The organism is Bordetella genomosp. 13, assembly GCF_002119665.1.
In the GTDB taxonomy this organism is placed as follows: Bacteria; Pseudomonadota; Gammaproteobacteria; order Burkholderiales; family Burkholderiaceae_B; genus Bordetella.
Genome location: NZ_CP021111.1, coordinates 2,714,129 through 2,740,901, shown reverse-complemented (window position 1 = coordinate 2,740,901; position 26,773 = coordinate 2,714,129). Strand labels below are relative to the sequence as shown.

The window sequence follows — 26,773 nt, the reverse complement described above, 5'->3', positions numbered from 1 at the left end:
CCATGAAGATCCTCATCTACGGCATCAACTTCGCGCCCGAGCTGACCGGCATCGGCAAGTACAGCGGCGAAATGGCCGCGTGGCTGGCGGCGCGCGGCCACCAGGTGACGGCCATCGCGGCGCCGCCGTACTACCCGCAGTACCGCGTGCATGCGGGGTATCGGGCGGACCGCTATGCCACGCAGTGCTGGCAGGGCGTGAAGGTGCTGCGCGCGCCGCTGTGGGTGCCGGCGCGTCCGGGCGGGCTCAAGCGCCTGCTGCACCTGGCCTCGTTCTCGCTGTCCAGCCTGCCGCTGCTGCTGTACGCGGCGGCGCGGCGGCCGGACGTCATCATCGTCGTCGAGCCGCCGCTGTCCTGCGCGCCCGCCGCGGTGGCGGCCGCCAGGCTGTGCGGCGCGCGGGCGTGGCTGCACATCCAGGACTACGAGGTGGACGCCGCGTTCGAGCTGGGCCTGTTGAAGGGGCAGGCGCTGCGGCGGCTGGCCGTGGGCGTGGAGCGCTGGCTGATGCGCCGGTTCGACCGCGTATCGACCATATCGTCTCGGATGATGGACCGGGCGCGGGACAAGGGCGTCGACCCTTCCAGGCTCGTGTTGTTTCGCAACTGGATCGACGTGGCGGCGGCAAGGGGCGGGGCCGACTCCGCCGACTATCGCGCCGAACTCGGCATCCCGCGCGACGCGACGGTGGCCATGTATGCCGGCAACATGGGCGGCAAGCAGGGCCTGGAAACCCTTGCCGAGGTGGCTCGCCTGCTGCGCCGGGTTCCCGATATGCACTTCGTGTTCTGCGGCGAAGGACCGCAGAAAGCCGACCTGCAGGCGCGCTGCGCGGGATTGCCGCACGTGCACTTCCTGCCGCTGCAGCCGGCGGAACGTCTGCCCGCCCTGCTGGCCGCCGCCGACGTGCACCTGCTGCCGCAGCGGGCAGGCGCCGCCGATCTGGTCATGCCATCCAAGCTCACCGGCATCCTGGCCAGCGGACGGCCGGTCGTGTGCGGGGCTGCGCCCGAGACCGAGCTCGGGGCCGTGGCGAGGCAATGCGGCGTGGTGGTGCCGCCCGAGAACGCCTTCGCGATGGCGCGCGCGCTGCTGCGCCTTGCGCGGTCCGCCGAACGGCGCCAGGGGCTGGGCGCCGCGGCTCGCCATTATGCGCAGTCACAGCTGCACGTCGATATGGTGCTTGGCGCCTTCGAGCAGGCGCTTACCGAACTCTGCCCGCCGCGGGACGTGCTGCGCGGCACGCATTGAGCAGCGCGCGCCGCCGCGCCGGAAGCGCGCGGCGGCCGCGACGTCACGGCCGCCGCGCCCGTCACTCCGGCTTGTCCGCGGCATCGGGCTGCTCGTCCTTCAACAAGCCTTCCTGCACGGCGATGTAGGCCGCTTCCGCCAGGTTGCGCGCGTTGAGCTTCCAGTACAAAGTGCGCGCATGGCTCTTGACCGTGGCCACCGATATGCCGATCTCGCGGCTGATCTCGCGCATCGTGCGCCCCTTGGCCAGCAGGCGCAGGATCTCTTCCTGCCGCGGAGTCAGCATGCGCACGGCGGACGGCCCTCGTCCCGGCATGGGCGCGCGCGGCTGCGCGGCCTCGACGATGGAATACGGGAAGCACTGGCCGCCGGCGAGCACCAGGTCCACCGCCGCGGCGATCGCAGCCGGGGTGGAGGACTTGGGCAGCAGCCCGGAGATGCCGGCGCGCGCCGATGCCAGCATGAAGCGCGCATCCAGCGCGTCGTGCAGCACCAGCGTATGGTGCGGCTCCAGCAGCGATAGCGCGCTGGTCAGCATTTGCACATCGTTGTCGGTCTGGCCGCTGATGCCAAGCACCAGTAGGTCGACCGGTCGAGCCAGCGACATGGAGATCTCGCTCAGCTTGCGCGGATCGATCGCCATGACGCTTTCGGGGCGGAGCGCTGTCTCCAAGGTATGTTGGATGGCCACGCGCAGGATGGCATATTCCTCGATCAGGACGGTGGTCATTCGCCAGCAGCCTTTTCACAATACACGCAGGTCCCTGCGGAACACCGCGACCCCGATTTCTGTTGGTTGCTCGGGAACGGTCGATGTCATCGTATCAGTGCCGATATCGCATGCCTCTCGGCCTTGCGGATGAATCGGCGCATGGGATGAACAGACCAGCAGGCGTATGCGTTCGCATGCAATGGCGAGGGAGCGTCCTTCCGGCGCGGCACCGTGCCTTTGGAATGAGAGGGAGCAACGGCGACATGAGTCGCCGGCCTTGCAGGGTCGTTCGTCAGGCCGCGCCGGGGCGCTTACAGCGGATTGCGCTCGTAGGTGGTGCCGTTGGTGTGGTTGGCCTCCCAATCGAGCGTGGCGCCGCGTTGCAACGCCGTGTAGACCGCTTCGCCCTTATTCTTGACCTGCAGCCGCTGATACAACGTGCAGGCATGCGTCTTGGCGGTGGCTACCGAGATGTTCAGCATGCGGCTGACCGTCTTGATGGGGTAGCCGCGCGAAAGCAGCACCAGAACTTCGTATTGCCGGGGCGTGATTTTCAGCAGCTGGGCGCCTGATGCGGCCTGCATGCTGATGTGCGTCGAGACGCCTTGGTCGAATTCTCCCATGGGCAGCAATTGCTTGGGGCGGATGTCCGTGGCGGGATTGGCGTTCAGCTCGGCCGGCGCGCTGCGATGGGACAGCTGCCCGCTGGGAAAGCACTGTCCGCCGGCCATGACCAGGCGGATGGCGGCCTCGAGCACTTCGATGGACGCCATCTTCATCAGGCATCCATGGATGCTGCCTTCGGGCAGGCGGTGCAGCGCCTGGGTCGGCATGTTGTCCACGAGCAGCAGGATCCGTTTGGGCGCCAGCACGCGCATGACGTCGGCCAGGGCTTGCCAGCCCGGCTGCGTGTCGATGGGCAGGCCGAAGATCAGCAGTTCGGCCTCGCGGTTGTGTTCGGCGGCTTCATCAAGGTTGGCCAGGTCATGCGCAATGATCTCCCAGCCTCCCTCTACCTTGCTCAGTATTTGGCGCAGGCCCAACCGCAGCAGCGGGTGAGCTTCGATCAAAACCATCTTCGACATAGGTTTCCCCAAAATTCCATCATCAGTTGCAGCTGCAGCAGTTCGGAAAGGGTTGCGTACTACGGACACACCGGGATAATCGTTTGCTCGGTGCTGAAGACAGCATGGATGGTGGAACCGACCGAAACTTGTGACGTCAACGATTCAATTAACGCAATAATGTTAGGGTCCGCTCCAACCAAAATCAAGCAGGTACCAATGGCATAGTCCAACCGGTGGCGCCGCCCATCCATAGGGCCTAGTCGATTGGTGCGCTTTGGTTTGTTCGTTTGGTTTTAACCATCTAAATGGCTTACCCCATATGGGGAAAGCCTAAATAAATAGTGCGTTCATTCCACATCGGCGCAAAATATTTTTGCTGACTGCAAACTGCCCATGAAGGGTAGCCCGGCCTCATTCCATGAACGCAAAATCAAAAACCGTATGCCCTCCATGGTGATGCCAATGGTGCATGGATGCAAACGGTTTGTGCAGGAAATTGGGATAATGCACCGGACCGCCGGTCTCGCGATAGATGCTGGGCGTCAGTTCTTCGATGCGGTTCAGCGACACGCCCTTGCCGTAATGCAGGAACCCCTGCGTCTGCGCGCACCGTATGACGCCGCCGTCCGGCGCCACGACCATCCCGGCGTTGCGCGCCTTGACGGGGCTGTTGACGATGGGATTCTGGGCATGCGGCTGCCAGTCGGTCGAGTCCGGGCGATCGGCATAGAAGGCGAACAGCTCGTCGCAGTGGCTCTGCCCGTCGGTGCGGTCGACGTTGGTGAACAGCCACCAGCGGCCACCATGCGGGAAGACGATGGTGTCCACGGCGGAGATGTCTTTCATCAGCGTGGCGTGCAGCTCCCATTTGAGCGGAAACTCGGCACAGCGCCACAGCTCGATGGTACGGTTGCCGCACGTCTCGGGGACCATATAGGTGTCGTCGCCGTATTCGAAGATGTAGGGAAAGCTCAGGTGGTAGGGAAGGTCCAGCACCACGCCCAGGAATTCGAACTCGCCGTTGACGTGCGTGGCCACGGAGATCTTGCCCTTGCGTTCGCGGAAGTAGTAGTCCTCGAAAAAGATGTAGGGCTGGCCGTTGCGCGTATAGACGAACGGGTCGGCGAAGAAGCGTCCCTTGGGCGGCACCAGTACGGCTGCGTCCGAATTGACGACGCCCTGGTGGCCGGTGGGACACATTCCGATACGCCAACGGACATTGCGCTTCATGGCCCGCCGAATCACCAGGCCCAGAACCAGCCAGGCCTGGCGCGCCAGATAGGAGGCGCCGTCCCATTGCGCGGGCCGCGGCCGCGCGATCGCCGTATGGATCTGCAGCGCTTCGTCGCGCGGCTTGCGCCGCTCCGGGCGTGCAATGGCGCGCAGCATGTCGAACACCATCAGGTTGCTCAGGCTGAGCGCGCGCGCACGGTTCTTCAGCCAGAATGTTTCCGTATTGAAACTGCGGGAGTCGAGCAACTCGTCGGCTTCCTCGGTCGCGCCCAGCCGCCACAGTTTCACTGTGGTGTGGTCAGCGCGCTGGTATACCTCCCAGAATCCGGCGTGAGTCGACTCGGGCTGGTCCTTCAGTTCCGAATGCACGGGCATCCAGACCCCGTGGGCCGGCAGGGAGGCAAGGGCGCCTCGTACGGCCGGCTGGCCCAGCACCAGGATCACGTCCGGCCGCAGATCGGCCACGGCGCGGACGGCGGCCTGGTCCGCCATGACGCGGATGCCCGCGGCTTCGGCCACCGGCAGATCCAGCACCGGCGTGCCCGCAGGCAAGGAGTCGCGCAGGTCACGAGTCTGCAGTTGCAGGCGGTGACGGCTGTCCAGCATGCGATTCTCCAGCCTGGCGACCGCGCTCAACGGGTCGCGGATGCCGGGCGCGGCTTGTGCGGGCGAATGCTGGCCGTCGCGGGAAATGATCAGCGCCGCCACGCGGAACCCCTCTTCTTTCGAGAGCCACTTGGCAAGGTCGTGCATCCAGCCTGCCTGGTTGGCGGCATCGACCATCAGTGCAACGGTTGTCTTGTCCATGTCATATCCGGATAAAGCGTTCACGTCAGGCTTACCATTTCGTTGGAAAAGATGGTGCGCGCAGTAATGCGTGAGTTCCAGAATGCGTTCATCCTAGGCCGGACGGGTGAGCGCGGGCCGGTTTACGTAGGTCGCGGGCGGGTGTCTCATCCCATTGGCGCATGCGTATACGGCGCCGCTTCGGCCATCCGTCGATGTAGGGCCGTGGAGCGAGGGGACGCATTTCGAGGCAGTCGCGCGTCGCGAAGCCGTACTGCTTTCAGTCGAGCGGCGTGACGGGGCGGCACCGAGGTCGGCAGCGGGGCGCCCGCCTGCCGGTCCGGCTCATCCCTTGTGATTAGCCGCGTGCTCATGCCTGGGGCGGCGGGGCTCGCCCTGGAGTCCGACACCGGTTCGCGGCCGCGCGCGGCGTGCGCGCCGATTCGCCATGCCGCGGACAGTGGGATGCTCCGTAAGTCCATGGCCGTCTTGCCGATGGCGAGTCCGGCCGGCGGGAAGGAGGGGGCGAGAGTTGGATACCCCGGCTTGCGGGCCGCGTCGAAGCACGCCGCCGCGATGCGCCTTGCGCCGAATCTAGACGCCGAAGCGCGCCGACATGTGCTCGAGGCAGGCGCTGGCCAACGGAGCGCGGCCGCGCAGGAACGCCAGCGGGCCGGTCTCGGCGAAGTGCCATCGCGCGTTGCCCAGGCGCAGCCGGCCATGCACGGTGCAGCGGGTGCGCAGCGGTCCCGACCGCCCATCCTGCACGGTCCACAAGGAAAGACGGGCGGGCAACGGCATGCGCCGTCCGGGCTCGAAGTCCATGGTTACCAGTTGCAGGTCCTGCTCGGTCAGGCTGGCGCGGCGGGAAGCCATGCCCGCGGTCGGAAATCCCTCGAGCGGCGCCGCGTCGAACACTCCCAGCCGCTTCGGAATGCCCCACAAGTGCTGGCCCCCCGCGGCGGCGACGTGGTCGTCGACCCAGATCGGCCCCACTGTGCAGGCCGGCCCCAGCACGCCCGCGCCTCGTACGGCCACCGCGAACAGGAACTCGCGATAGCTGAGCGTGCCGCCCGGCTCGTAGTTGGCCCACGCGGTGACCACCAGGGCATGGCCGGCCAGCGACAGGGCGCGTGCCCGGCCAGGCGGCTGCCACGGCAGATCGCCGACGGGCACGCGCCATAGACTGGCGCACATCGAGCCGTGCAGCGACCAGGGCGCGGCGGGGCCGTCGTAGACAGGGTGGGCAGGGACGGGGGAAGGCTGTTCCATGGTCGTACCTCGTGCGAGGCCATTATCCCCGCATACCCATCGAGGGAGAAGTTTCAATCTGTCCCGCGCTTTTTCGCGAGGCGGCGCGGGCGAGGGGCGTGGCCGGCGGCGCGGGGCCGCGCTGCCCCACCTGCCGGAGCCGGGAACGCGGCATGCGGGAAGCGCCTACCGGCCCGCGAGGCGGGCCCAGAACGGGAGACTGGAATGGAAAAGGACAAAGCCGCCGGCGCCGTCACGAAGCCCGAGGTGCATCCCGGCGACGACGCCCCGGCCGGCACGCCCGGAACCGGTGAAGTGCCATGCCCCGAATGCGGCGGTTCGGGCCGCATCGGCCAGGAACAGTGCCGCACCTGCGAGGGCACCGGCACGGTGATCAAGGGCGTGGGCGGCGCCTAGCCGCCGCGGCGGACAGCGTGCCGCCGACCCACTCACGACTCACGAATGGAGGCAAGCGCAATGACGAAACCCATTTTCCACGCAGACTCGGAATCCGAGCGTCACAAGGGACAGCCCACGGCGAAGGCGCCGCTGTCGGACAAGGAAAATCCCGATCCGCGCACCGGCTCCGGTTATCCGGCCGGTGGGCAGACGCTGGAGGAAGGCCGGGACTCGTATGGCCGCGGGCCGCTGCAGCGGCGGCAGGCCGGGCTGCCTGAAAACGTCGAGGACGAGCAGACCGCGCGCGGCACGAAGCCGGGCAAGGGAAGCTAGCAAGTCCTGCCGCCCAGCATTCCGGTGATGCCGCCGGGAGCGGGAACGGGAAGCGCCAGCCGGCGAGGCCGGCCCAGAGACTCGAGCGACGCCTCGGCCGCCAGCGCGCCCGCGCGACTGGCGCTTTCCATGCAGAACGGCAGTCCGGTATCCGCCCAATCGCCGGCCACGAACAGTCCGGGAAGCTGCCGTGTCGCGGGCCGCGCCGTTTCCATGCCGGGCAGCGCGCAGGGTACCGACATGGGGATGCGGTGTACCGCGGCGTGGACCAGGTCGCCTGGCGACGCGGATGGGGCGAAGTCGCGTATCTCGCGCACGGTCGCCGCGACGATGTCCTCGTCGGCCATGCCGTGCGCGCGGTGGCTCCAGATGATGTTGGTGGCGACGATCGATCCTTGCGCGGCGCCGTCGCGAATATTCGCCAGGTCGTAGAAGTCGGTGTTGAATTCGCGGGGCGACCATGGCCGTGCCCAGAAGCGCGCGTCGCTCAGCCTGCGCCGGAACCACAGATAGCAGCTGATGTAGGGGCTGGGTTCGAGCCGGGCCGCGGCGCCGGCAAGCGGCAGGGCGGCCGGCAACAAGGCCGACGCTGCGGCCGGCGGCACCGCCATGACGACCGGCCCCAGCATGCGCATGCCCTCGCCGGTACGCACGCCGACCACCTTGCCTTGCTCCGCCACCAGCGCGCGGACGCCGCAGCCCAGGCGCACCTGCCCGCCGTGGCGTTCGACCTGCGCGATGGCGGGCCACGCATAGAGCTCGCTCAGCCCCACCTTGGGAAAGCCGAACGCGACGTCATTGTGGCCGAGCATATGGGCGAACACGCGCATCAAGGCCGCCGCGGAGCATTGCTCCACAGGCACGTTGAGCAGCGCCATGCTGGCCGAGGCCCAGAACCAGTCGATGAACCGCCGGTCCACGCCGCTGGCAAGCAGATAGTCCAGCCCGGTGCGGTCATCGAGCGCGCGTATGTCGGCCCAACTGGCGCGCGCCGTGCGCCAGGCGAGCGGCACATTGCTGAGCAGCGCATGCAGGGGCACGCTGGGCAGGATCCTGAACAGGTTTCTGAGATAGTGCAGCGGCGCGGGCGCCCGGCCCAACCTGACATGAATGTGCCGGTGTTTGTCCAGGACCGTCAGCAGTTCCTCGGTGTGCCAGCAGACCTGGTCCGCCGTGCCCAGCCGCGACAGCAGGGCGCGCATGTTGGCGTATTTGTTCAGCAACACGTGCGGGCCGATGTCGACGGCGTCGCCCATGCGCGGATCGGCCCAGCTGCGCGCGCGCCCGCCGGGCACGGCGCTTTCCTCCAGCACGAGCACGCGAAGCCCCGTCTGCGCGAGGTACGTGGCGCAAGACAGCCCGGCGACTCCCGCTCCCACGACGATGACGTCAGCTTGCATCACGGTTCCGCGACTCCGATGAGGTCCCGGTGTGTAGCAACCCTCGTGCCGGTGCGTCCGGCCGGCGGCCGGACGCGGAAAGTCCGGTGCGGCCTTACCTGGGTTTGTCGCCGTTGCCGCTGGCGACCAACTGGTCAAACGCCCTGTCCAGCTCGGCCAGCGAGCCGTCGATGAACGCGCGGCGCTCCTTGATCCACGTATCCTGCGCTGCCAGACGCTCGTTGGCTTCCTTCAGCATGCGCTGCATCTCGGCGGGCTGCGGGCCGCCAACGGTGGCGCGGTTCTTCACGATGGCCACCGGATCGAGCGTGGCGCGGAACTCCTTCTCGTCCATCGGCAGTCCGGCGGGGTACTTGCTGTCCTTGACCGCCTCGGCATAGATGCGGCGCGCCTGGTCGTACGGGAAGTCGAGCGGCTTGATGTTCTTCTCTTTCGCGTACTCCACCACCTCGGAGGCGAAGTGATGGCCCACGCGGAAGGGCAGCTTGTACTTGCGCATCAGCACGTCGGCCAGTTCCTGCGAGGCGGTCCAGTCGCTGCTGAGCTCCTCCAGCGCGCGGTCGGGGCTGATCACCATGGCCTTCAGCACGCGGTCCCAGCGCTTGAGCGCGCTGATGGCGCTGTCGACCATGGCCGAATTCTGCTTCACGTCCTTGGGATCGCTCATGCCCGGCGTGATGTTGTGGGTCTGGATGATGGGACCCATGGCCAGCGTGATGGCGGTGGATGCGGCGCTGCGCGTGTCGTTGAGCAGGCCCGGGTTGCGCTTCTGCGGCATGGCGCTGGACACGTAGGTGTTGCCGCCGCCCTCCTGCAGCAGGATCCATGGGCGCGATTGCGCGTACTGCGTCATCACGTCTTCCACGAAGCCGCCCGTGCGCAGCGCGATGCTGGTGACGATGGAGCCGACTTCGACGGGCTCGTCCATGGACGAGATCTGCGAGGCGTCGTAGGCGTTGTCCACCAGCGCGCCGAAGCCCAGATATTTCGCCATGCGCTTGCGGTCCAGCGGCCAGCTGGTGCCGTTGAGCACCGTGGTGCCCATGGGCGACCGATCGACGCGCGCGTAGGCTTCGCGGATGCGCTGCGCATCGCGGTCCAGTCCGGCGGCGAAGCCCAGCAGGTAATGGCCATAACTGTTGGGCTGGGCGGCCACGCCGTTGGTGTAGTTGGGCACCACGGTGTCGGCGTGGCGCTCGGCCAGGCCGACCAGGGTCTTGGCGGTGGCGTTCAGCTGATCGGCCAGCTCGAGCAGCTTGTCCCGCAGGATGGCGGCGCGATAGGTGGCATGCATGTCCTGGCTGGATCGGCCCGCGTGCAGCAGCGTGATGTCCTGGCCGGCGGCCTGGATCAGCAGGGGCTCGAACGTGATGACCGTGGCCGGGCGCTTGCCGCCGGGCTGGTTGCCGTCGGCGATCACCTTGGCCACGCCGGCCGCCAGGCGCGGCGCCATGGACTTGTCCAGCAGGCCCTGGTCGGTGTTGATGACGGCGGTGGCCTTGTTGATCTCGCCCAGCCAGAAGAACGGGTCGCGCGGCGGGGTCTGGGCGGGCGAGGGCTTCGCGGGGGAGGTGGTGGACGACGCGGCAGGCGCGGGTGCGGCCTGCGCGCAGGCGAACGCCGGAAAGGCCAACGCCAAGGCGATGCCGAGGGCAGGAAGGGAATGTCTCATGGGCTCTTCGTGGCTTGAATGATGGAGCGCGTAGTGTATGCCTGCATACCTGTAAGCCGGCTTACCGCTCCATCCCGACCATACCGGACGGCATGTGTACTCGCTGCGGTTCCATTGATGGAACGGTCTGTGTCGCCGTGGGCCATGTCATGCGGGATTGGCCGCCGGTAGAATCGCCGCACCTCTGCAACCGCTGGAAAGTCTCAACGCCATGAGCAATGCATACATCGCCGCGCTGAAGCAGCGCCGCACCCAATACGCCCTGGGCCGCAACGTCTCGCTGTCCAAGGAAGCCCTGGTCGCCCTCATCCAGGAAGCCATCAAGCTTTCGCCGTCTTCGTTCAACTCGCAGTCCTCTCGCGCGCTGATCCTGTTCGGCGCCGAAAGCCAGAAGATGTGGCGCATCGCCGTGGACGAAGTGCGCAAGGTCGCCCCGGCCGAAGGCTTCGACAAGACCGAGGCCAAGCTGAACAGCTTCGCCGCCGGGGTGGGCACGGTGCTGTTCTTCGAAGACCAGGACGTGGTGCGCAGCCTGCAGGAGAAGTTCGCGCTGTACGCGGACAACTTCCCGGTGTGGTCGGAACAGTCGGGCGGCATGGCGCAGCTGTCGGTGTGGTCGGCGCTGGCCAATGAGGGCGTGGGCGCGAGCCTGCAGCACTACAACCCGCTGATCGACGCCGCCGTCGCGCGCGAGTGGAACATTCCCTCCTCGTGGAAGCTGCGCGCGCAGATGCCGTTCGGCTCGAACGAAGCGCCGTTCGGCGACAAGGCCTTCATGGACGACGTCGAGCGCTTCAAGGTCGCCGGCTGACGGGCGCGGCGCTTCACTCCAGGCCGAGCATGCCCGCCAGGCTTTGCTCGGCCGCGGGGCTTACCAGGCGGATGTGCTGTTCCAGCGCACGCAGGTGAGCATCCATCTCGGCTACCGCCTGGGCCACTTTCCCCTGTTCCAGATACTCGACCACGCGGGCATGTTCGTCGTGCTCGCAGGTGGCGTTGCCCGGAGGCTGGAAGATCGCCACCACCAGCGAGCAGCGCGAGATGATCTCGTTCAGGTAGCGCTGCAGGATGGGATTGCGCGACAGCTCGCCCAGCCGCTGGTGGAAGGCGCTGGCCAATCCCGCCCATTCGGTCTGCGCGTAGTCGTGCATGGCGCGGTGCTCCGCGCGCAGCTGGCGCCTGAGCGAAGCGAAGTCGGCACGGGTGGCATGCTGCGCCACCAGCGGCAGGATGGCCGCCTCGAGCGCGCGACGCGCTTCGAACAACTGGCCGACTTCTTCCCGGCTGGGCATGGCGACCATGGCGCCGCGATTGGGCCGCAGTTCGACCACGTGATCGTGCGCCAGTCGTTGCAGCGCCTTCTGCACCACCGAGCGCCCCACGCCGAACAATTCGCACAAGGCGGCCTCGGGCAGCTTGGTGCCGGGCCGCAGGCGCTGGCTCATGACGCTGGCGACCACGGATTCGTAGATGCGGGTCTCGACGTCGTCGCCGGCATCGACCGTGCCCTTGGCCAGCGCGCCCGGACGCACTTTGGGCCGGCCGCGCGCAGCTGCCGGCGCGGTCTGCGGCGCGGGGGCCGTGCCGCGCCGGCTGCGCGACGTCGTGACGGAAACGGGGGCGGCGGCTTTCTTCATGGACGCGTTGCGTGTACGGCTGGGCCGGGCGTGCGCTATTGTGCCACCGGCTGCGCGGTCGTCCCGGCATCGGATGCGCCCAGCGCGCCCGCGCGCCGGCCCAGCTCGCAAGCCAGCCGGATCAGCGCCAGGTCGCTGCCGGCCGGGCCCAGCAGCGACACGCCGTACGGCAGGCCATCGCTGCCGATGAACGGGATGCTGACCTGGGGCAGGCCGGCCAGCCCGGCCAGGGAGGTGATGCGGAAGGTCTGGGTGCGCACCTGGTCCACCACGGCCGGGTCGGCGTCGCGCGGCATCGCCGCGCTGGAGGCCGACGGCAGAATCGCGTAGCGATCGTCGCCCAACAGGCCGCGCAATTCGGCGCGCAGCGCCTCGTGCACGGACGCGGCCTGGCTGGCGGCGTGCGGATCGACCGACGCGGCCGCGCGCCAGCGGCCCTCGATGGCCGGGGCGAAGCGCGGACTGGCGCTGGTTATCCAGGCGCCATGCGTGCGCCAGGCATCCTGGGCCGAGACGGTGATGTAGGTCTGGCGCCAGGTTTCCAGGTCGGTGGAGGACGCACGCACGGCTGGCACCGGCGCGCCGGATGCTTCTTGCGCCAGCGCGGCCACGCGTTCGATCAGCGGCGCGAAGACCGCGTCCGCCTGTTCGCAGGCGTCCTGCAGCACGACCGCACCGCGCCAGGCGCGCGCCGGTTCTTCTCCCAGCAGCACCGGCGCCACACGTGCGAACACGTCGGCCCGCGCGGCAAGCCAGGTCACGGTATCGAACATGGGCGACAGCGGCACCAGGCCTTCGGCAGGGATGCGGCCGTGCGTGGTGCGCAGGCCCCACAGGCCGCAGTAGCTGGCGGGCACGCGGGTCGAGCCCCCGGTGTCGGTGCCCAGCGCGAAATCGCACAGGCCGGCGGCCGCGGCGGCTGCCGAGCCGCTGGACGAGCCGCCCGTCACGCGGTCGGGAGCCCTCGTGTTGCGCGGCGCGCCGTAATGGACGTTGTCGCCGTGGATGCTGTAGGCGAGTTCGTCGGTGATGGTCTTGCCCGCCAGCGCCGCGCCGGCCTGCAGCAGCGCGGCCACCACGGGGCTGTGCGCCTGGGCCGGCGGGTGCGACAGCAGCCAGTCGGGGTTGCCCGCGCCGGTGGGCTGGCCCGCCACGTCGAACAGGTCTTTGGCGGCGAAGCGCAGGCCGTCCAGCGGGCCGGACGCGCTGGGCGCCATCAGGAAGCGGCCGTGAGGCACCCAGGCGCCGGCGGTGTCTTCGAACGGCAGTGGAGTCGGGGAAGGCATGAAGCGAGTCCTTTACAGCGGAAACAGGGTGTCGACGTGGCGGTGGATTTCGCCCGGCGTGGTGATCCAGACCTGGCCCGGCGCGCGGTGCGCCGCGATGTGGGCCAGCGCGCGGCGCAGGTGGCGCAGCCGATAGGGCTGCCCGACCAGATAGGGATGCAGCGCGATGCCCATCACCAGCGGCTGGCGCTGCGCCTGCACCAGCATCTCGTCGAAGTTGTCGATGATGAGCTGCGCGAAATCCTTGCCGTCCATCTGGCGCGCCACGATCATCGGGATGTCGTTGACCTCTTGCGGATAGGGCAGGGACCACAGCGTGCCCTGGCGCGTGCGCATGCGGACGGGCTGGTCGTCGTGGCACCAGTTCAGCGTGTAGCCGTAACCCGTCTCGGCCAGCAGGTCGGTGGTGAGCGGCGACTCGGCGATCCAGGGTGACAGCCAGCCCTGCACAGGCGCGTCGCCGGCCTGGGACAGGCGCTGATGGCAGTGCAGTAAAAGTTCGCGCTCCTGCGCCTCGTCGTAGCGGCCATGGTGTTCGGCGTTGGTGTGGCCATGGCCGATCAATTCGTCGCCGCGCGCCACGCAGGCCTCGATCAGTTCGGGGCAGTGGTCCAGGATGGCCGTGTTCGCGATGATGCCCGCCGGCATGTCCAGCGCGTCGAACAGTTCCAGGCAGCGCCACGCGCCGACCCGGTTGCCGTACTCGCGCCAGCTGTAGTTCAGCACGTCGGGCTCGCCGAAGCTGGCGCCCAGTTTGGCTCCCAGGCCGTCGCCCCAGGCGAAGTGCTCGATGTTGAAGCCCAGGTACACCGCCAGCTTGCAGTCCCGTGGCCAGGCGTAGTGCGGCCGGCGCGTGATGGGGCTGTAGTCGAAGCGGTCGTGCGTAGCGAGGGGGCGCGGGCTCATGGTTGCGCCAGCCCGGCGCGCACCAGCATCCATTCGGCGCTGTCGTTCCAGACGTCCATCTCGGTGATCAGGCCGTCGCGCAGCACATAGCGATCGACGTAGCGGTTGCCTTCGAACGGCGTGCCGTCCAGCCACTCTCCATACAGCGTGCCGCGGTTGTACACCACGGCGTGCCGCGCCGTGGCGCCCGCCACCACGTCGGTCGACTCGAAGCGCTTCTTCACCCAGCGATAGCGCGACTGGTTGAAGACGGTGCACTCCGCCGGTTCGGACATGGCGCGTCCGCCGGTGAAGCGGATGCGCAGGTCGGCCGCGACGTAGCGCTTCGCGCCTTCGGGGTCGGGTTTCATCAGGACGGTGAGATAGGTGTCGACGATGTCGCGCGCCGCGGCCGCCGCGTCGCGCATCGTTTCGGTGCCGGACATGGATCCCGATGTTGGTGCATCGCGCATGTTTTTCCCCATGAATTGCTTCGTTATGGTGCATTGCGCCGTGGCGCGCGGTGCCGTTCACACGCTCGCGCCGCGCCGCGGCAGGAAAAATTTCGACGACAAAAAAATGAATTTTTGTCGGAAATTAATAGTGATTGATTGAGCGCAAAAAAACAAGAACCGATGTGTCGCGGAGCCTGCGGCGCAAACATGGCATGCGGATTGCTTGGATAGCTGTGCTGCCCGGCGGCGCGGCCGCCATCCTTACACCGCAAATCCTTGGGGAGAGTTCCATGTCCTGCTTCACCCGCCGCACCTTCATCTCGGCCGCGCTGGCCTCCGCGCTCGCCGTGCTGGGCACGAGCTACGCGTCCGGCGCCCTGGCCGCCGAACCCATCAAGATCGGCCTGATCACCGCCCTCTCCGGCCAGTCGGCATTGGCCGGCGAAGCCATCACGCGCGGCATGCAGGTCGCCATCGACGAGATCAATGCCAAGGGCGGCCTGCTGGACGGCCGCAAGCTCGAGCTGGTGCGGCGCGACGACGAGGCCAACCCCGCCAAGGGCGTGGTGGCCGCGCGCGAACTCATCTACAAGGAAAAGGTGGCCGTGATCTTCGGCGGCCTCGACACTCCCGTGTCGATGGCGATCGTGCCGCTGGTGAACCAGGCCAAGATGCCTTTCATGGGGCCGTGGGCCGCTGGCACGCCCATCACCAAGAACGGCGCCAAGCCCAACTATGTGTTCCGCGTCTCGGCGGTCGACGAGATCGTCGACCAGGGCATGGTCGAGTACGCGCAGAAGACCTTCAAGACCAGCAAGTTCGGCCTGATCATGGTCAACAACCCGTGGGGCGAATCCAACGAGAAAGGCATCGTGGCGGCCCTGACCGCCAAGGGCATGAAGCCCGTGGGCAGCGAGAAGTTCGAGGGTAACGACGTCGACGTCGTGCCGCAGCTCAGCCGCCTGAAGGCCGCCGGCGCCGACACGCTGTTCATGGTGGGCAACGTCGGTCCCTCGGCGCAGGTCGTCAAGTCGCTGGAACGCATGGGCTGGAAGGTGCCGGTGGTGTCGCACTGGGGGCCGGCGGGCGGGCGCTTCACCGAGCTGGCCGGCCCGGGCGCCAAGGACGTGCACTTCGTGCAGACCTACAGCTTCTTCGGCAAGCAGTCGCCGGTGGGCGAGAAGGTGGTCGCCGCGCTGAAGGCCAGGTATCCGGACGTGAAGGGACCCGAGAACATCACCCCGGCCGTCGGCGTGGCCAACGCCTACGACGCCATGCAGCTGACCGCGCTTGCCATCGCGCGCGCCGGCTCGACCGACGGCGACGCGATCCGCCAGGGCTACTACAAGATCGACAGCTACGAGGGCCTCATCAAGACCTACAAGCAGCCGTTCACGCCCGAGGTGCACGATGCCCTGAATTCCAGCGACTACGTGTGGGCGCAGTTCATCGACAACCGCATCCTGCCCGTGGGCATGGCGCAATAAGGCAGGGGATTTCGCCGATGCAATTGCTGGCCGCACTGATCAGCGGGCTGGGACTGGGCAGCATGTACGGTCTCATGGCGCTGGGATTCCACATCACCTATTCGGTATCGGGAACCGTCAACTTCGCGCAGGGCAGTTCCATGATGCTGGGCGCGGTGCTGTGCTTCACCTTCGCGCAGACGCTGGGCTGGCCGATGCCGCTGGCCATCCTGCTGGCCTTGCTGCTGTGCGCCGCGTATGGGGTGGTGGTCGAGTTCGCCGCCGTGCGGCCGTTCGCCAGCCGCGATTCCAACGCCTGGCTGATGTCCACCGTGGCGCTGGGCATCGTGCTGGACAACGTGGTCATGCATACGTTCGGCAAAGAGCCCCGCAGCCTGCCGTCGCCGCTGGCCAGCGCGCCGGTCGAGGTGGCGGGCCTGGGGCTGGGCATCTATCCGCTGCAGTTGCTGATCCCGGTGCTGGGCCTGGCGCTGGCGGCCGCGCTGCACCTGGTCGCGCGCCGCACCCGCTGGGGGATCGCGCTGCTGGCCGTGGTGCAGAACCGCGATGCGGCGCGCCTGATGGGCATTCCCATCAAGCGCGCCATCGCCGCGGCCTTCGCGGTATCTACGCTCCTGGCCGGCGTGGCCGGCATACTCATCGCGCCGCTGTTCAACGTGAACGCCGACATGGGAACGCTGTTCGGCCTGAAGGCCTTCGCCGTCGCCATCCTCGGCGGCATCGGCAGCGCCTGGGGCGTGATGCTGGCCGGCCTGCTGTTCGGCGTGGCCGAGGGGCTGGTGACCGTCACGCTGGGATCGAGCTATACGCAGATCATCACCTTCTCGCTGGTGATCGCCGTGCTGGCTTGCAAGCCGAACGGCCTGTTCGGGCGCGCGGAGGTCAAGAAGGTATGAACCGTCGACTGCTGGGCATCACATTCGTCGCGGCCGCGCTGGGCATCGCGCTGGCGCTGACGCTGAACAGCTATTACGTCTTCGTTCTGGCCAACATCGCCCTGATCGCGATTGTGGGCATCGGGCTCAACGTGCTGCTGGGACTGACCGGCCAGGTCTCGTTCGGGCACGTGGGCTTCTATGCCGTGGGCGCCTACACCGTGGCCATCCTCACCACCAAGGCGGGCTGGAGTTTCTGGCCGGCCTGGGCGGCCGGCACGCTGCTGGCGGCCGCGCTGGGCACGCTGCTGGTCCTGCCCGCGCTGCGCGTGAAGGGGCCTTATCTGGCGATGATCACCATCGCCTTCAGCTTCATCGTGCAGCATGCCGCGGTGGAACTGCGCGACCTGACCGGCGGGCAGAGCGGCATCATGGGGCTGACCGCCCCGGTGCTGTGGGCGGGCTGGGGGCCCGAGCAGACCATCGCCGTGCTGGCCATTGTGGTGGCCGCGGCGCTGGTGCTGGCCTATGCCCGCCTGTCGGTCGGCGCCTGGGGCGCGGCGATGCGCGCCGTGAAGGACAGCGAGACGGCCGCCGCCTCGGTGGGCCTGAATCCGCTGGTGATGAAGACCGTGGCGTTCACGCTGTCGGCCGCGGCGGCCGGCCTGGCGGGGGGACTGTTCGCGCCGCTGTCGGGCTTCGTCACTCCCGAAACCTTCAGCTTCATGCAGTCCATCCTGTTCGTGCTGGTGGTCGTGCTGGGCGGCGCGGGTTCGGTGGCAGGTCCCATCGTGGGCGCAGTGGTGGTGGGCGCCTTGCCCGAACTGCTGGCCTCGCTGGAAGCCTATCGCCTGCTGCTGTTCGGCGCGCTGCTGCTGGTGGTGCTGTGGGTGGCGCCTGAAGGCGCCGCGGGGCTGGCCCGCCAGGTGCTGGGCCGGCGCCGCGCGACGCCGGCATCCGGGCCCTCGCCCGATGCCGATCCCGATGCCGATCTCGATGCCGGCGCGGTGCTGTCCGATCGGCCTCGCGCGCAACTGCGGGCCAATGGGCTGGGCATGACGTTCGGCGGCGTGCGCGCCGTGGCCGATCTCGACGTGCAGGTGGCCAGCGGCGCGGTCACCAGCCTGATCGGCCCCAATGGCGCCGGCAAGACCACCGCGCTCAACATGCTCAGCGGCTTCTATCGTCCCACCGCGGGTGGATTCGAACTGGTCGCACAGGGCCGCACGGTGCCGCTGGCCGGGCTGCCGGCATTCCGCATCGCCCGCTGCGGGGTGGCACGCACCTACCAGACCTCGCAGCTGTTCGGCAGCCTGAGCGTGGAAGACAACGTGGTGCTGGCCATGGGGCGCGGACGGCTGGGCGGACTGTTCGGCGCGGGCGACCATGCCGACCCCGCATCGCGCGCCCGGGCGCGTGCGCTGCTGGCGTTCTGCGGCTATCGCGGCGACCCGTCGGAATCGGCCGCGGGCCTGGCCCACGTGGATCGCCGCCTGGTCGAGATCGCGCGCGCCCTGGCAACGGACCCGGACGTGCTGTTGCTGGACGAGCCCGCGGCCGGCCTGTCGCGAGAGGACAAGGAAGCCTTGGCGGCCCTGCTGGCGCGCATCAGCGCGGCCGGCGTGGGGGTGGCGCTGGTCGAGCACGACATGGCGCTGGTCATGGGCATCTCGAATCACATCCTGGTGCTGGACGCGGGCCGCAAGCTTGCCTGGGGCGATCCGCAGCAGGTGCAGCGCGATCCGGCGGTGCGGCAGGCCTATCTGGGAGAGTCCATGGCCGTGGCGCCGCGCGTGCCGCGGGCGGCGTCGACCATGCCCGCGCCCGAGCTGCTGGCCGTGGCCGACCTGGTGGCGGGCTATGGCGCGGACCCGGTACTGCATGGCGTCAGCCTGCGCGTGCGCAGCGGCGAGATGGTGGCCCTGCTCGGCGCCAACGGCGCAGGCAAGTCCACGCTGATGCGCTGCCTGGCGGGCCTGCACCCCAGCCTGTCGGGCGGCATGCACATGGACGGCCATGCGCTGGAGCGTCGCCCCGCCGAGGAAGTGGTGGGCCTGGGCCTGGTGCTGGTGCCCGAGGGGCGCCAGGTGTTCCCCGAGCTGTCCGTGCTGGACAACATCCGCCTGGGCGGCTTTCTGCATCCGCAGGGACGGGAAGACCGTGTGCAGGACATGCTGCGCCGCTTCCCGCGCCTGCGCGAGCGGCAGCATCAGCGAGCCGGCCTGTTGTCGGGCGGCGAGCAGCAGATGCTGGCCGTGGCGCGCGGCCTGATGGCGCTGCCTCGCGTGCTCCTGCTGGACGAGCCCTCGCTGGGCCTGGCGCCGAAGATCATCGCCGAGTTGTTCGCGTCGCTGGACACGCTGCGCGAGGAGCAGATGACCATTCTGCTGGTCGACCAGATGGCGGGATTGGCCCTGGCCCTGGCCGACCGTGCCTACGTGCTGGAGAACGGCCGCGTGGTGGCCGAGGGCACGGCCGCCGAGATCTCGGCGGACGAGAGCCTGGCCGAGGCGTATCTGGGCGGCCACGGGTAGGCCGTCATGCGGCGGCACAGGGCGCGTGCCGGATCGGCACGGCGCGACAGGCCGGCGCGGCTCGCGCCGGCTTTTTCTTATTCCGAACCGGTAGGTCTCGCGGCAGACATGCGGCGCGTCATTGTGGTGCGCTGCGTCGCGATGGTGCGGCGTCGTGGGCGTTGCTGGTGCCGGGCTCGTGCCTGGGGATATTCACGCGCGCGGCCCAACGCGTTCACGCATGCCTCTCGAGAGCCAACGGCCTCTGTGTCGACGCTCGACTGTCCAAGCATTCGCCCAGCCGCAGGGTGTCCCGGCTAAGTTGGCACAGCCTTTGCTTGTACGCCTTGTACACAAGTTTGGATTTCATGCTCGGCCACGTACCACGCGCTTCGTCGCCGGAGCCCATGCCCACGTGGGATTGCGCCGGTCCTTCCCGACTTCATCTGACTTCGACCTTTGGAGCCCTACATGAACAAACGCATTTCCAGGACCGCCGCCCAGCCGGATGCCGGCCGCCGCCGCACCCTGATCACCGGCGCCGCGGCACTGGGCGCGCTGGCCGCGCCGGCCTTCGTGCGCGCGCAGTCCGCGCCCAGGATCCGCATCGGCTATTGGCCTGTGGCGGCCGGCCTGCCGTTCTATGCCGCGGTCGAGAAGGGCTACTTCAAGGAAGCCGGCCTGGAGGTCGAGCCGCTGAAGTTCGCCGGCGCGCAGCAGGTCATGGAAGGCATGCTGGCCGGCCGTTGCGACGGCAGCGCCAACGGCACCGGCGCGGCCAATCTGGCCATCGGCGAGATCGCGCAGCCCGGCCTGTTCAAGATCTTCTGCACCAATCCCAGCAACGCGAAGAACGTGCTCGAGGAATTCCTGGTCGCCAAGGACAGCCCCATCAAGACGGCAGCCGAGCTGAAGGGCAAGCGCATCGCCAGCGGCCCGGGCATCCAGAACGTGACCTTGGCCAAGACCATGCTGGAACGCGCCGGCGCCACAGGCGCCACGGTGGTCGAGCTGCCCATCGGGCAGCATGTGGCCGCCATCGCCAGCGGGCAGGTCGACGGCGCCTATACGCTGGAACCCACCGGCACGGTGGGCCGCCTGAACGGAACGACCCGCGTGCTCGAGGCCGGCGTGGTGGCCCATTACATCCTGGGCGATCCGCTGGCGCCCTGGCACGGCGGCGCGGCCAGCCTGACCACCGAGTTCATCAAGAAGCATCCCGAAGCCACCGCCAAGTACATCGCGGCCTACAAGCGCGGCATCGAGCTGGTGCGCCAGCACCCCGATCAGGCGCGCGAGTTCATGAAGGGCTACACCGCCATCGAAGGCGAACTGACCAAGGAAGTGCCGCTGGCGGCGTACATGCTGCACGACGAGTTCAAGGACAGCGACGTCGCGTACTTCCAGAAGTTCTACGACCTGTTCACCGAGAAGGGCATCTTCGCGCGCAAGGTCGAAGTCGCTCCGCTGCTCTACAAGGCCTGATCATGTCCAAGTCCGCTACCTCCGCCACGGCGGCCGCCGCGCCCGGGTGGGCGCCGCCGGCCTCCGCCGACGCGGCCCCGCCCAAGGCGCCGCTGCGCGACCGGCTGCTGCCCTTCGTCGGGCCGGCCGTGCTGTTCGTCATCTGGGACCTGGTGGTGCGCGCCGGGATGGTGAAGGCCATCCTGCTGCCCAGCCCGGCCGACACGCTGGTGGCGCTGGTCACCGGCCTGGCCGGCGGGCCGCTGCTGACGGACTTCGCCGTGACGGTGGCCCGCACGCTGCAGGCCTTCGCCGTCGCCGCGGTGGTGGGCATGCCGCTGGGCGTGGTGCTGGGCAGCAACGAACGCGCGTACCGCAGCGTCGAGTTCCTCATCGACTTCTTCCGCTCTACGCCGTCGTCGGCGCTGATCCCGCTGTTCCTGCTCATCTTCGGCGTGAGCGACATCAACAAGGTGGCCATCGCCGCGTTCGGCGCGTTCCTCATCGTGGTGTTCAACAGCGCCTATGGCGTGATGAACGCGCGCAAGCAGCGCGTGATGGCGGCCAAAGTGATGGGCGCATCGCGCTGGCGCATCTTCAAGGACGTGTTGCTGTGGGAAAGCCTGCAGCCCAGTTTCGTCGGTCTGCGGTCCGCGGTGTCGATGGCGCTGGTGATCGTCATCGTGGCCGAGATGTTTATCGGATCCGAGAACGGCCTGGGCCACGCCATCATCGACGCGCAGCAGGTGCTCAACGTCAAGACCATGTACGCCGCGATTCTCGCGGCGGGCGCGCTGGGCTATGTGCTGAACATCCTGTTCCTGCTGCTGGAGCGGCGCGTGGTCCACTGGAGCGGAAGATAAGCATGAGCACCGTGATCAATCCTCCGGCATTCGCCGACGTGCCGGCGCAGCGCTTCAAGCCGGGGCCCGCGGGCACGCACATCACCATCCGCGGGCTGACCAAGTACTTCGCCGGCTGGCCGCTGTACGAGAACTTCGACCTGGACATTCCCAAGGGCAAGATCGTCTCGGTGTTCGGCCCGAACGGCTGCGGCAAGAGCACGCTGATCAATATGATCGCCGGCCTGGTGCCGATCGACCGCGGCGAGATCCTGTTCGACGGCAAGTCGCTGAAGGACACGCGCATCGGCTACGTGTTCCAGAACTACCGCGAGGCGCTGTTCCCGTGGATGCGCACCATCGACAACATCGCCTATCCGCTGCTGCTGGAAGGCAGGAGCAAGGCCGAGGTCGACCGGCGCATGGAAGAACTGGTGGCGTCGTTCGACGTGAAGTTCGACCTCAAGCGCTATCCGTACGAACTCTCCGGCGGACAGCAGCAGACCGCCTCGATCATGCGCGCGCTGGCGCCTCGTCCCGAAGTGCTGTTCCTCGACGAACCGTTCTCCGCGCTGGATTTCGAGATGACGCTGTTCATCCGCGAGAAGCTGCAGGAAGTCTTCATGCAGACCGGCACCACCATGCTGCTGGTGTCGCACGACCTGGAGGAAGCCGTCTACCTTGCCGACCAGATCCTGCTCTTGACCAAGCGGCCGACCAAGGTGGCCGAGATTCTCTCCTACGACGACGCGCGGCCGCGCACGGTCGAAACGCTGTCGCAGGACAGCTTCGTGCAGGCCAAGAAGCGCAGCCTGGAAATTTTCCAGCGCGAGGTGCGCCGGTGAGCGACGACGCGGCCATCGTGCAATACGTGCGTGCCAGCGCGGAGCTGCTGAGCCTGCCGCTGGACGAGCCCGCCGTGCAGCGCGTGGCCGCCCATCTGGGCCGCACCGCCGCCATGGCGGCCATGCTGGACGGCGCGATGCTGGCGCCCGAGGACGAGCCAGCGGCGCTGTATTGCCCGGCGCCGTTTCCGCAGGAGCCGCAATGAGCGGCGCGCCGCAGGACACCTTGGCCCGGCTGCGGGCCGTGGCCGATGGCACGCTGCGCGCACGCGACTGGCTGGAGCAGTGCATCGCACGCATCGAGGCCACCGACGCACAGGTCAATGCGTTCACGCTGAAGGCCTGGCGGCGCGCGCGCGATGAGGCGGACGCCATCGATGCGCATCGCGCCGCTGGCCGCGCGCTGCCGCCGTTGGCCGGGCTGCCTTACGCGGTGAAGAACCTGTTCGACGTGGCGGGCGAGGTGACCCTGGCCGGCTCGCGCATCAACCGCGACCATGCGCCCGCAGAAACCGACGCCGTGCTGGTGCGCCGCATGCGCGAGGCCGGCGCGGTGCTGCTGGGCGCGCTGAACATGGACGAGTTCGCGTACGGCTTCACCACCGAGAACACGCACTACGGACCGGTGCGCAATCCGCATGATTCCGCGCGCGTGGCCGGCGGGTCGTCGGGCGGCAGCGGCGCCGCCGTGGCCGCGGGCCAGGTGCCCATGACGCTGGGATCGGACACCAACGGATCCATACGCGTGCCCGCCTCGTTGTGCGGCGTGTGGGGGCTGAAGCCCACCTTCGGCCGGCTGTCGCGGCGCGGCACGTATCCCTTCGTGCACAGCATCGACCACCTGGGGCCGCTGGCCGATTCGGCAGAGCTGCTGGCACGCGCCTACGACGCCCTGCAATGGCCCGATGCGCAGGACCCGGGCTGCCACGCCCGCGCCGTGCAGCCCGCGGCGCCGCACCTGGAGCAGGGCGTCCGTGGCTTGCGCGTGGCCGTGCTCGGCGGCTACTTCGACGAGCACGCCGGACCGGCGGCCCGCCAGGCCGTGCAGGCGGCCGCCGGCGCGCTGGGCGCCACGCGGACGGTGCAGTGGCCCGACGCCGCGCTGGGCCGGTCCGCCGCCTTCATCATCACCGCCGCCGAGGGCGGCAGCCTGCACCTCGACGAACTGCGCACGCGCGCCGCCGACTTCGAGCCGCTGTCGGTGGACCGCTTCATCGCCGGCGCACTGCAGCCCGCGCACTGGGTGTCGCGCGCGCACCGGTTCCGCCGCATCTACCGCGAACGCGTCAATGCCTTGTTCCGCGAGTGGGACGTGCTGCTGGCCCCGGCTACACCGGTACCCGCGACGCCCATCGGCACCGAATGGCTGGACCTGAACGGCGCCACGTATCCGTGCCGTGCCGCCATGGGCCTGCTGACACAGCCCGTGTCGTTCGCGGGCTGCCCGGTGGTGGCCGCGCCGCTGTGGCCCTCCGCGGCCCAGGGCCTGCCTCTTGGCGTGCAGGTGATCGCTGCGCCGTGGCGCGAAGACCTCGCGCTGCGCGCGGCGTGGCAACTCGAACGCGAGGGCCTGGCCGGCATGCGTACGCCGCGGGCGATGGTGACCGGATGAGCGGGGCGGGTCGACCCATGAACGGATGTCGCGCGCCAGGGGCGAGGGCGGTGCCATGACCCTCGCCATGCGGACGCAGCCGTCCGTCCACCGTACGCGCGCGGACGACGTCTATGCATTGCTCAAGCGCGACATCGCCGAGTTCCGCCTGGTGCCGGGCGACCGCTTCACCGAGGGCGAATTGAGCGAGCGATTGGGCGTATCGCGCACGCCCGTGCGGCAGGCGCTGATCCGGCTGCAGCAGGAAGGCTTCGTCGAAGTGCTCTTTCGCAGCGGCTGGCGCGTGCTGCCCTTCGACTTCGAGCAGTTCGAGGCCCTGTATGACCTGCGCCGGGTGCTGGAGTCCGAGGCCGTGCGTCGCCTGTGCACCGCCTCGCCGCGCATCGACCGCCGCGCGCTCGACGAACTGGCCGCGATCTGGCTGGTGGCGCCGGGCGACCGTTGCGCGGACATGGCGCAGGTGGGAGCGTGGGACGAGGCGTTCCATTGCACCCTGGTGGCGGCCGCGGGCAACAGCGAGATGACGCGCGTGCATCGCGAGCTGACGGACCGCATCCGCATCATCCGGCGCCTGGACTTCACGAAGCGGCCGCGCGTCGAAGCCACGTACGACGAACACGCGCGCATCCTGCGCGCGATACTCGCGCAGCGCGGCGACGAGGCATGCCGGCTGCTGGGCGCGCACATCGCCTCCAGCCAGGCCGAGGTGCGCAAGATCACGCTGCACGAGATCTACCTGGCCCGCCACGCTCACCTGCAAGGCCGCGCCGCATAGGCCGCGGCTGTCACACGGATTTCATCCTTACCGACGGATACGGACGCCGCTGTCCGCTCTTTGCATAATGCCTGCTGCCACGATGCGTCGCCCCTGCGATGTCGCATCACTGACAGGAGAGCAAGAGTGGCCCAGGCCGATTCCCCGCGTTCCTCGCTGTTCGTATTGCTGCCCAACGTCAACATCTGGAATACCGACGATCCCGGCAGCAGCCAGTCCTTTCTTCGTTCCGCCAGCCGCATGGCAGCGCGCGGCCCGGCCGCCAGGCCGGCGGCGAGCCCCGCCATGCTGCAGGCGGCCTCGGCGCTGGACCGCGTGGCCCCGAACGACACCGTGCTACTGGCCCTGGACCCGACGCAGCGCCTGGCCCTGCAGCGCGACTATCCCGGGCTGCGCATCGTGCCCGTCACGCGCCTGGCGCCGCTGTGGATGCGTCGCATCGACGTGAGACCGGTGATGGGCGCATCCGCGGGCCGCAAGCAGATGCTGGAGGTGAGCGTCGCGGATGCCGCTACCGGCAAGCCGCTGGCAGGCGTCGAGGTGGTGGGATTCACCGACAGGTCGGAGCGCGTGGGCAATACGGGCCGCACCAACGCGAAGGGCGTGGTGCGGCTGGCCTTTCCGGCGGGAGTGAAGACGCTGGAGTCCGTGGAGGCGATTCCCGATTCCGGCTACTGGCCCGGCTATGTGCGTCGGGTGGCGCTGACGGACGGAAACGTGCGGGTGCAGTGTCCGCCCATCGACCTGGCCCAGCCGGACCTGCGCAGCCATTACGGCATGGTGGGCGAGGATGGCGACGGACGCGGCGTGAAGGTCGGCGTCGTGGACAGCGGCGCGTCGAAACATGCCGACCTGCGCGTGCGGCGCGGCCGCACCGTGGTGAAGGGCGAGACGCCTTCGGACGTGACCGACCAGATCGGCCACGGCACCCACGTGGCCGGCATCATTGCCGGGCGCGGCAAGCCGGGCAGGGGCGTGCGCGGCGCCGCGCCGGCCGTCGACCTGCACGTGTACAAGGTATTCGGCAAGGACGAGGAAACGGCTTCGTCCTTTCACATCGCCAAGGCCATCCGCCACGCCGTGGACGACGGCTGCGACCTGATCAACCTGTCGCTGGGCGGCGAGAGCGAAGTGCCCGACGTGCTCCGCGAGATCCAGCGCGCCCGGGCCATGGGCGTGGTCTGCATCGCCGCGGCCGGCAATGATTTCCGTGCACCGGTGGATTACCCCGGCCGCTACAGCCAGGTGCTGGCCGTCAGCGCCTGCGGCCGCAAGGGCGCCTATCCCGCTCATGCCGCCCAGGCGCTCGGCGCGGCCAGGCCCTACGGCACGGATCCCAAGGACTACGTGGCCGATTTCAGCAACGTGGGCAGCGAGATCGCCCTGATCGGGCCGGGGGTGGGCGTGGTGTCCACCTATCCCGGCGGTTATGCGGTGATGGACGGCACCTCGATGTCCTGCCCGGCGGTCACGGGTACGCTGGCGCGGCTGCTGGCCCGGTCGCCGAAAATACTCGGCATGGAACGGAACCAGAAGCGTTCGGATGCGGTCGTAAAACTGGCCCTGGACGCGGCGCGGTCGCTGGGGCTCGGCGCCACCTTTGAGGGGGCGGGAATTTTGGTGTAGGATGAATTCATGAGCCGCTACGTCATCTGCTATCAGGGCGATCGCGATCCTCCCCGCCAGGAAGAACGCCGGCTCGTCTCGTCCCTGAACAAGCACGCCAAGGTCATCGAACAGATACCCGGTTCCATCCTCGTGGACGGCGCCGAGGCCGAGATCGCCGCCGCGCTCGACCGGCTAGAACTCTGGACCTTCTCTCCCGAGCGTAGCGTCCGCATCCGGCCGCCGCACAAGCGGATCAAGCAGCCCGCCTAGGCGGGCACTCTTCAAGAAGCCCGGTCAACGGGCTTTTTCATGCGGCCCGCCTGGCGGGTCTCACCGGCAAGTCGCCCGGTCATCGGGGTATCCCGTCAATCCGAGCCCCGGAAAGG

The 26,773-nt window shown here is 68.5% G+C and carries 26 protein-coding genes; 16 read left to right on the top strand and 10 right to left on the bottom strand.

What is annotated here, in order from left to right; translation table 11 throughout:
• Positions 1–2: 2 nt before the first annotated feature.
• The gene (locus CAL15_RS12320; protein WP_086081069.1) at positions 3–1,250 is read left to right on the top strand and encodes a glycosyltransferase WbuB; all 1,248 of its coding nucleotides are present in this window, start codon (positions 3–5) and stop codon (positions 1,248–1,250) included.
• Between the two features lie 61 nt (positions 1,251–1,311).
• Here CAL15_RS12320 and CAL15_RS12315 read toward each other — a convergent pair whose 3' ends face one another.
• The 4 genes from CAL15_RS12315 to CAL15_RS12300 form a co-directional block, all read right to left on the bottom strand.
• Positions 1,312–1,980: a helix-turn-helix transcriptional regulator gene (locus CAL15_RS12315; protein WP_086078852.1), complete on the bottom strand. Its 669-nt coding sequence runs from the start codon at positions 1,978–1,980 to the stop codon at positions 1,312–1,314.
• Between the two features lie 293 nt (positions 1,981–2,273).
• The gene (locus CAL15_RS12310; protein ID WP_086078851.1) at positions 2,274–3,047 is read right to left on the bottom strand and encodes a response regulator transcription factor; all 774 of its coding nucleotides are present in this window, start codon (positions 3,045–3,047) and stop codon (positions 2,274–2,276) included.
• Positions 3,048–3,440: 393 nt separating this feature from the next.
• Positions 3,441–5,069: a glucosamine inositolphosphorylceramide transferase family protein gene (locus CAL15_RS12305; protein ID WP_086078850.1), complete on the bottom strand. Its 1,629-nt coding sequence runs from the start codon at positions 5,067–5,069 to the stop codon at positions 3,441–3,443.
• A gap of 573 nt (positions 5,070–5,642) precedes the next feature.
• A complete protein-coding gene (locus CAL15_RS12300; RefSeq protein ID WP_086078849.1) occupies positions 5,643–6,320 on the bottom strand; it encodes an acetoacetate decarboxylase family protein in 678 nt (225 codons plus the stop codon).
• A gap of 204 nt (positions 6,321–6,524) precedes the next feature.
• Between CAL15_RS12300 and CAL15_RS12295 the strand changes: the two genes are divergently transcribed.
• On the top strand, positions 6,525–6,716 hold the full coding sequence (locus CAL15_RS12295) for a hypothetical protein (RefSeq protein ID WP_086078848.1): 192 nt from the start codon (positions 6,525–6,527) through the stop codon (positions 6,714–6,716).
• 60 nt (positions 6,717–6,776) lie between these two features.
• On the top strand, positions 6,777–7,031 hold the full coding sequence (locus CAL15_RS12290) for a hypothetical protein (protein ID WP_086078847.1): 255 nt from the start codon (positions 6,777–6,779) through the stop codon (positions 7,029–7,031).
• Here CAL15_RS12290 and CAL15_RS12285 read toward each other — a convergent pair.
• On the bottom strand, positions 7,028–8,431 hold the full coding sequence (locus CAL15_RS12285) for a hydroxysqualene dehydroxylase (RefSeq protein ID WP_086078846.1): 1,404 nt from the start codon (positions 8,429–8,431) through the stop codon (positions 7,028–7,030). The genes CAL15_RS12290 and CAL15_RS12285 overlap by 4 nt on opposite strands.
• 94 nt (positions 8,432–8,525) lie before the next feature.
• The gene (locus CAL15_RS12280) at positions 8,526–10,103 is read right to left on the bottom strand and encodes an argininosuccinate lyase (RefSeq protein ID WP_086078845.1); all 1,578 of its coding nucleotides are present in this window, start codon (positions 10,101–10,103) and stop codon (positions 8,526–8,528) included.
• 211 nt (positions 10,104–10,314) lie between these two features.
• Here CAL15_RS12280 and CAL15_RS12275 point away from each other — a divergent pair, with 211 nt between their 5' ends.
• The gene (locus CAL15_RS12275) at positions 10,315–10,914 is read left to right on the top strand and encodes a nitroreductase family protein (protein ID WP_086078844.1); all 600 of its coding nucleotides are present in this window, start codon (positions 10,315–10,317) and stop codon (positions 10,912–10,914) included.
• A gap of 13 nt (positions 10,915–10,927) precedes the next feature.
• Here CAL15_RS12275 and CAL15_RS12270 read toward each other — a convergent pair whose 3' ends face one another.
• The 4 genes from CAL15_RS12270 to CAL15_RS12255 are packed head-to-tail and all read right to left on the bottom strand — an operon-like array spanning position 10,928 to position 14,357.
• Entirely contained in the window at positions 10,928–11,740 is an 813-nt protein-coding gene (locus CAL15_RS12270; RefSeq protein WP_086078843.1) for a GntR family transcriptional regulator, read from the bottom strand.
• A gap of 35 nt (positions 11,741–11,775) precedes the next feature.
• Complete coding sequence (locus tag CAL15_RS12265; RefSeq protein WP_086078842.1) at positions 11,776–13,026, bottom strand: amidase; 1,251 nt, start codon at positions 13,024–13,026, stop codon at positions 11,776–11,778.
• A gap of 12 nt (positions 13,027–13,038) precedes the next feature.
• A complete protein-coding gene (locus CAL15_RS12260; protein ID WP_086078841.1) occupies positions 13,039–13,932 on the bottom strand; it encodes a polysaccharide deacetylase family protein in 894 nt (297 codons plus the stop codon).
• A complete protein-coding gene (locus CAL15_RS12255) occupies positions 13,929–14,357 on the bottom strand; it encodes a hypothetical protein (RefSeq protein WP_086078840.1) in 429 nt (142 codons plus the stop codon). The genes CAL15_RS12260 and CAL15_RS12255 overlap by 4 nt, the downstream gene beginning before the upstream one ends.
• On the opposite strand from CAL15_RS12255, the gene CAL15_RS24415 reads away from it, so the two are divergent.
• The 12 genes from CAL15_RS24415 to CAL15_RS12200 all read left to right on the top strand — a co-directional run bounded on the left by CAL15_RS24415 (position 14,356) and on the right by CAL15_RS12200 (position 26,657).
• Positions 14,356–14,526, top strand: coding sequence for a hypothetical protein (locus tag CAL15_RS24415; protein ID WP_157666652.1), 171 nt, complete (start codon positions 14,356–14,358; stop codon positions 14,524–14,526). The two genes, CAL15_RS12255 and CAL15_RS24415, sit on opposite strands and share 2 nt — an antisense overlap.
• Positions 14,527–14,656: 130 nt before the next feature.
• Entirely contained in the window at positions 14,657–15,853 is a 1,197-nt protein-coding gene (locus CAL15_RS12250) for an ABC transporter substrate-binding protein (protein WP_086078839.1), read from the top strand.
• A gap of 17 nt (positions 15,854–15,870) precedes the next feature.
• Positions 15,871–16,749, top strand: coding sequence for a branched-chain amino acid ABC transporter permease (locus CAL15_RS12245; RefSeq protein WP_086078838.1), 879 nt, complete (start codon positions 15,871–15,873; stop codon positions 16,747–16,749).
• Positions 16,746–19,262 (top strand): branched-chain amino acid ABC transporter ATP-binding protein/permease, encoded by a 2,517-nt coding sequence (locus CAL15_RS12240; RefSeq protein ID WP_086078837.1) that lies wholly within the window; start codon positions 16,746–16,748, stop codon positions 19,260–19,262. The genes CAL15_RS12245 and CAL15_RS12240 overlap by 4 nt, the downstream gene beginning before the upstream one ends.
• Before the next feature lie 450 nt (positions 19,263–19,712).
• Complete coding sequence (locus CAL15_RS12235; protein ID WP_086078836.1) at positions 19,713–20,726, top strand: ABC transporter substrate-binding protein; 1,014 nt, start codon at positions 19,713–19,715, stop codon at positions 20,724–20,726.
• A 2-nt stretch (positions 20,727–20,728) separates the two neighbouring features.
• Positions 20,729–21,568, top strand: a complete 840-nt coding sequence (locus CAL15_RS12230; RefSeq protein ID WP_086078835.1) for an ABC transporter permease — start codon at positions 20,729–20,731, stop codon at positions 21,566–21,568.
• Positions 21,569–21,570: 2 nt separating this feature from the next.
• Positions 21,571–22,392, top strand: a complete 822-nt coding sequence (locus tag CAL15_RS12225) for an ABC transporter ATP-binding protein (protein WP_086078834.1) — start codon at positions 21,571–21,573, stop codon at positions 22,390–22,392.
• On the top strand, positions 22,389–22,598 hold the full coding sequence (locus CAL15_RS12220; protein ID WP_086078833.1) for a DUF4089 domain-containing protein: 210 nt from the start codon (positions 22,389–22,391) through the stop codon (positions 22,596–22,598). Before CAL15_RS12225 ends, CAL15_RS12220 begins: the two co-directional genes overlap by 4 nt.
• Complete coding sequence (locus CAL15_RS12215; protein ID WP_086078832.1) at positions 22,595–24,004, top strand: AtzE family amidohydrolase; 1,410 nt, start codon at positions 22,595–22,597, stop codon at positions 24,002–24,004. Before CAL15_RS12220 ends, CAL15_RS12215 begins: the two co-directional genes overlap by 4 nt.
• 55 nt (positions 24,005–24,059) lie before the next feature.
• Positions 24,060–24,779 carry a GntR family transcriptional regulator gene (locus CAL15_RS12210; protein ID WP_198299036.1) on the top strand — a complete coding sequence of 240 codons (720 nt, stop codon included), beginning with the start codon at positions 24,060–24,062 and terminating at the stop codon, positions 24,777–24,779.
• Positions 24,780–24,905: 126 nt separating this feature from the next.
• On the top strand, positions 24,906–26,405 hold the full coding sequence (locus CAL15_RS12205; protein ID WP_086078830.1) for a S8 family serine peptidase: 1,500 nt from the start codon (positions 24,906–24,908) through the stop codon (positions 26,403–26,405).
• 9 nt (positions 26,406–26,414) lie between these two features.
• Positions 26,415–26,657 (top strand): hypothetical protein, encoded by a 243-nt coding sequence (locus CAL15_RS12200; protein WP_086078829.1) that lies wholly within the window; start codon positions 26,415–26,417, stop codon positions 26,655–26,657.
• Positions 26,658–26,773 lie beyond the last annotated feature (116 nt).

Excerpts from the sequence above, each read along its gene's own strand:
- CAL15_RS12320 (WP_086081069.1), top strand. The coding sequence starts at position 3 with ATGAAGATCCTCATCTACGGCATCAACTTCGCGCCCGAGCTGACCGGC.
- CAL15_RS12315 (WP_086078852.1), bottom strand. The coding sequence starts at position 1,980 with ATGACCACCGTCCTGATCGAGGAATATGCCATCCTGCGCGTGGCCATC.
- CAL15_RS12310 (WP_086078851.1), bottom strand. The coding sequence starts at position 3,047 with ATGTCGAAGATGGTTTTGATCGAAGCTCACCCGCTGCTGCGGTTGGGC.
- CAL15_RS12305 (WP_086078850.1), bottom strand. The coding sequence starts at position 5,069 with ATGGACAAGACAACCGTTGCACTGATGGTCGATGCCGCCAACCAGGCA.
- CAL15_RS12300 (WP_086078849.1), bottom strand. The coding sequence starts at position 6,320 with ATGGAACAGCCTTCCCCCGTCCCTGCCCACCCTGTCTACGACGGCCCC.
- CAL15_RS12295 (WP_086078848.1), top strand. The coding sequence starts at position 6,525 with ATGGAAAAGGACAAAGCCGCCGGCGCCGTCACGAAGCCCGAGGTGCAT.
- CAL15_RS12290 (WP_086078847.1), top strand. The coding sequence starts at position 6,777 with ATGACGAAACCCATTTTCCACGCAGACTCGGAATCCGAGCGTCACAAG.
- CAL15_RS12285 (WP_086078846.1), bottom strand. The coding sequence starts at position 8,431 with ATGCAAGCTGACGTCATCGTCGTGGGAGCGGGAGTCGCCGGGCTGTCT.
- CAL15_RS12280 (WP_086078845.1), bottom strand. The coding sequence starts at position 10,103 with ATGAGACATTCCCTTCCTGCCCTCGGCATCGCCTTGGCGTTGGCCTTT.
- CAL15_RS12275 (WP_086078844.1), top strand. The coding sequence starts at position 10,315 with ATGAGCAATGCATACATCGCCGCGCTGAAGCAGCGCCGCACCCAATAC.
- CAL15_RS12270 (WP_086078843.1), bottom strand. The coding sequence starts at position 11,740 with ATGAAGAAAGCCGCCGCCCCCGTTTCCGTCACGACGTCGCGCAGCCGG.
- CAL15_RS12265 (WP_086078842.1), bottom strand. The coding sequence starts at position 13,026 with ATGCCTTCCCCGACTCCACTGCCGTTCGAAGACACCGCCGGCGCCTGG.
- CAL15_RS12260 (WP_086078841.1), bottom strand. The coding sequence starts at position 13,932 with ATGAGCCCGCGCCCCCTCGCTACGCACGACCGCTTCGACTACAGCCCC.
- CAL15_RS24415 (WP_157666652.1), top strand. The coding sequence starts at position 14,356 with ATGGATCCCGATGTTGGTGCATCGCGCATGTTTTTCCCCATGAATTGC.
- CAL15_RS12255 (WP_086078840.1), bottom strand. The coding sequence starts at position 14,357 with ATGTCCGGCACCGAAACGATGCGCGACGCGGCGGCCGCGGCGCGCGAC.
- CAL15_RS12250 (WP_086078839.1), top strand. The coding sequence starts at position 14,657 with ATGTCCTGCTTCACCCGCCGCACCTTCATCTCGGCCGCGCTGGCCTCC.
- CAL15_RS12245 (WP_086078838.1), top strand. The coding sequence starts at position 15,871 with ATGCAATTGCTGGCCGCACTGATCAGCGGGCTGGGACTGGGCAGCATG.
- CAL15_RS12240 (WP_086078837.1), top strand. The coding sequence starts at position 16,746 with ATGAACCGTCGACTGCTGGGCATCACATTCGTCGCGGCCGCGCTGGGC.
- CAL15_RS12235 (WP_086078836.1), top strand. The coding sequence starts at position 19,713 with ATGAACAAACGCATTTCCAGGACCGCCGCCCAGCCGGATGCCGGCCGC.
- CAL15_RS12230 (WP_086078835.1), top strand. The coding sequence starts at position 20,729 with ATGTCCAAGTCCGCTACCTCCGCCACGGCGGCCGCCGCGCCCGGGTGG.
- CAL15_RS12225 (WP_086078834.1), top strand. The coding sequence starts at position 21,571 with ATGAGCACCGTGATCAATCCTCCGGCATTCGCCGACGTGCCGGCGCAG.
- CAL15_RS12215 (WP_086078832.1), top strand. The coding sequence starts at position 22,595 with ATGAGCGGCGCGCCGCAGGACACCTTGGCCCGGCTGCGGGCCGTGGCC.
- CAL15_RS12210 (WP_198299036.1), top strand. The coding sequence starts at position 24,060 with ATGACCCTCGCCATGCGGACGCAGCCGTCCGTCCACCGTACGCGCGCG.
- CAL15_RS12200 (WP_086078829.1), top strand. The coding sequence starts at position 26,415 with ATGAGCCGCTACGTCATCTGCTATCAGGGCGATCGCGATCCTCCCCGC.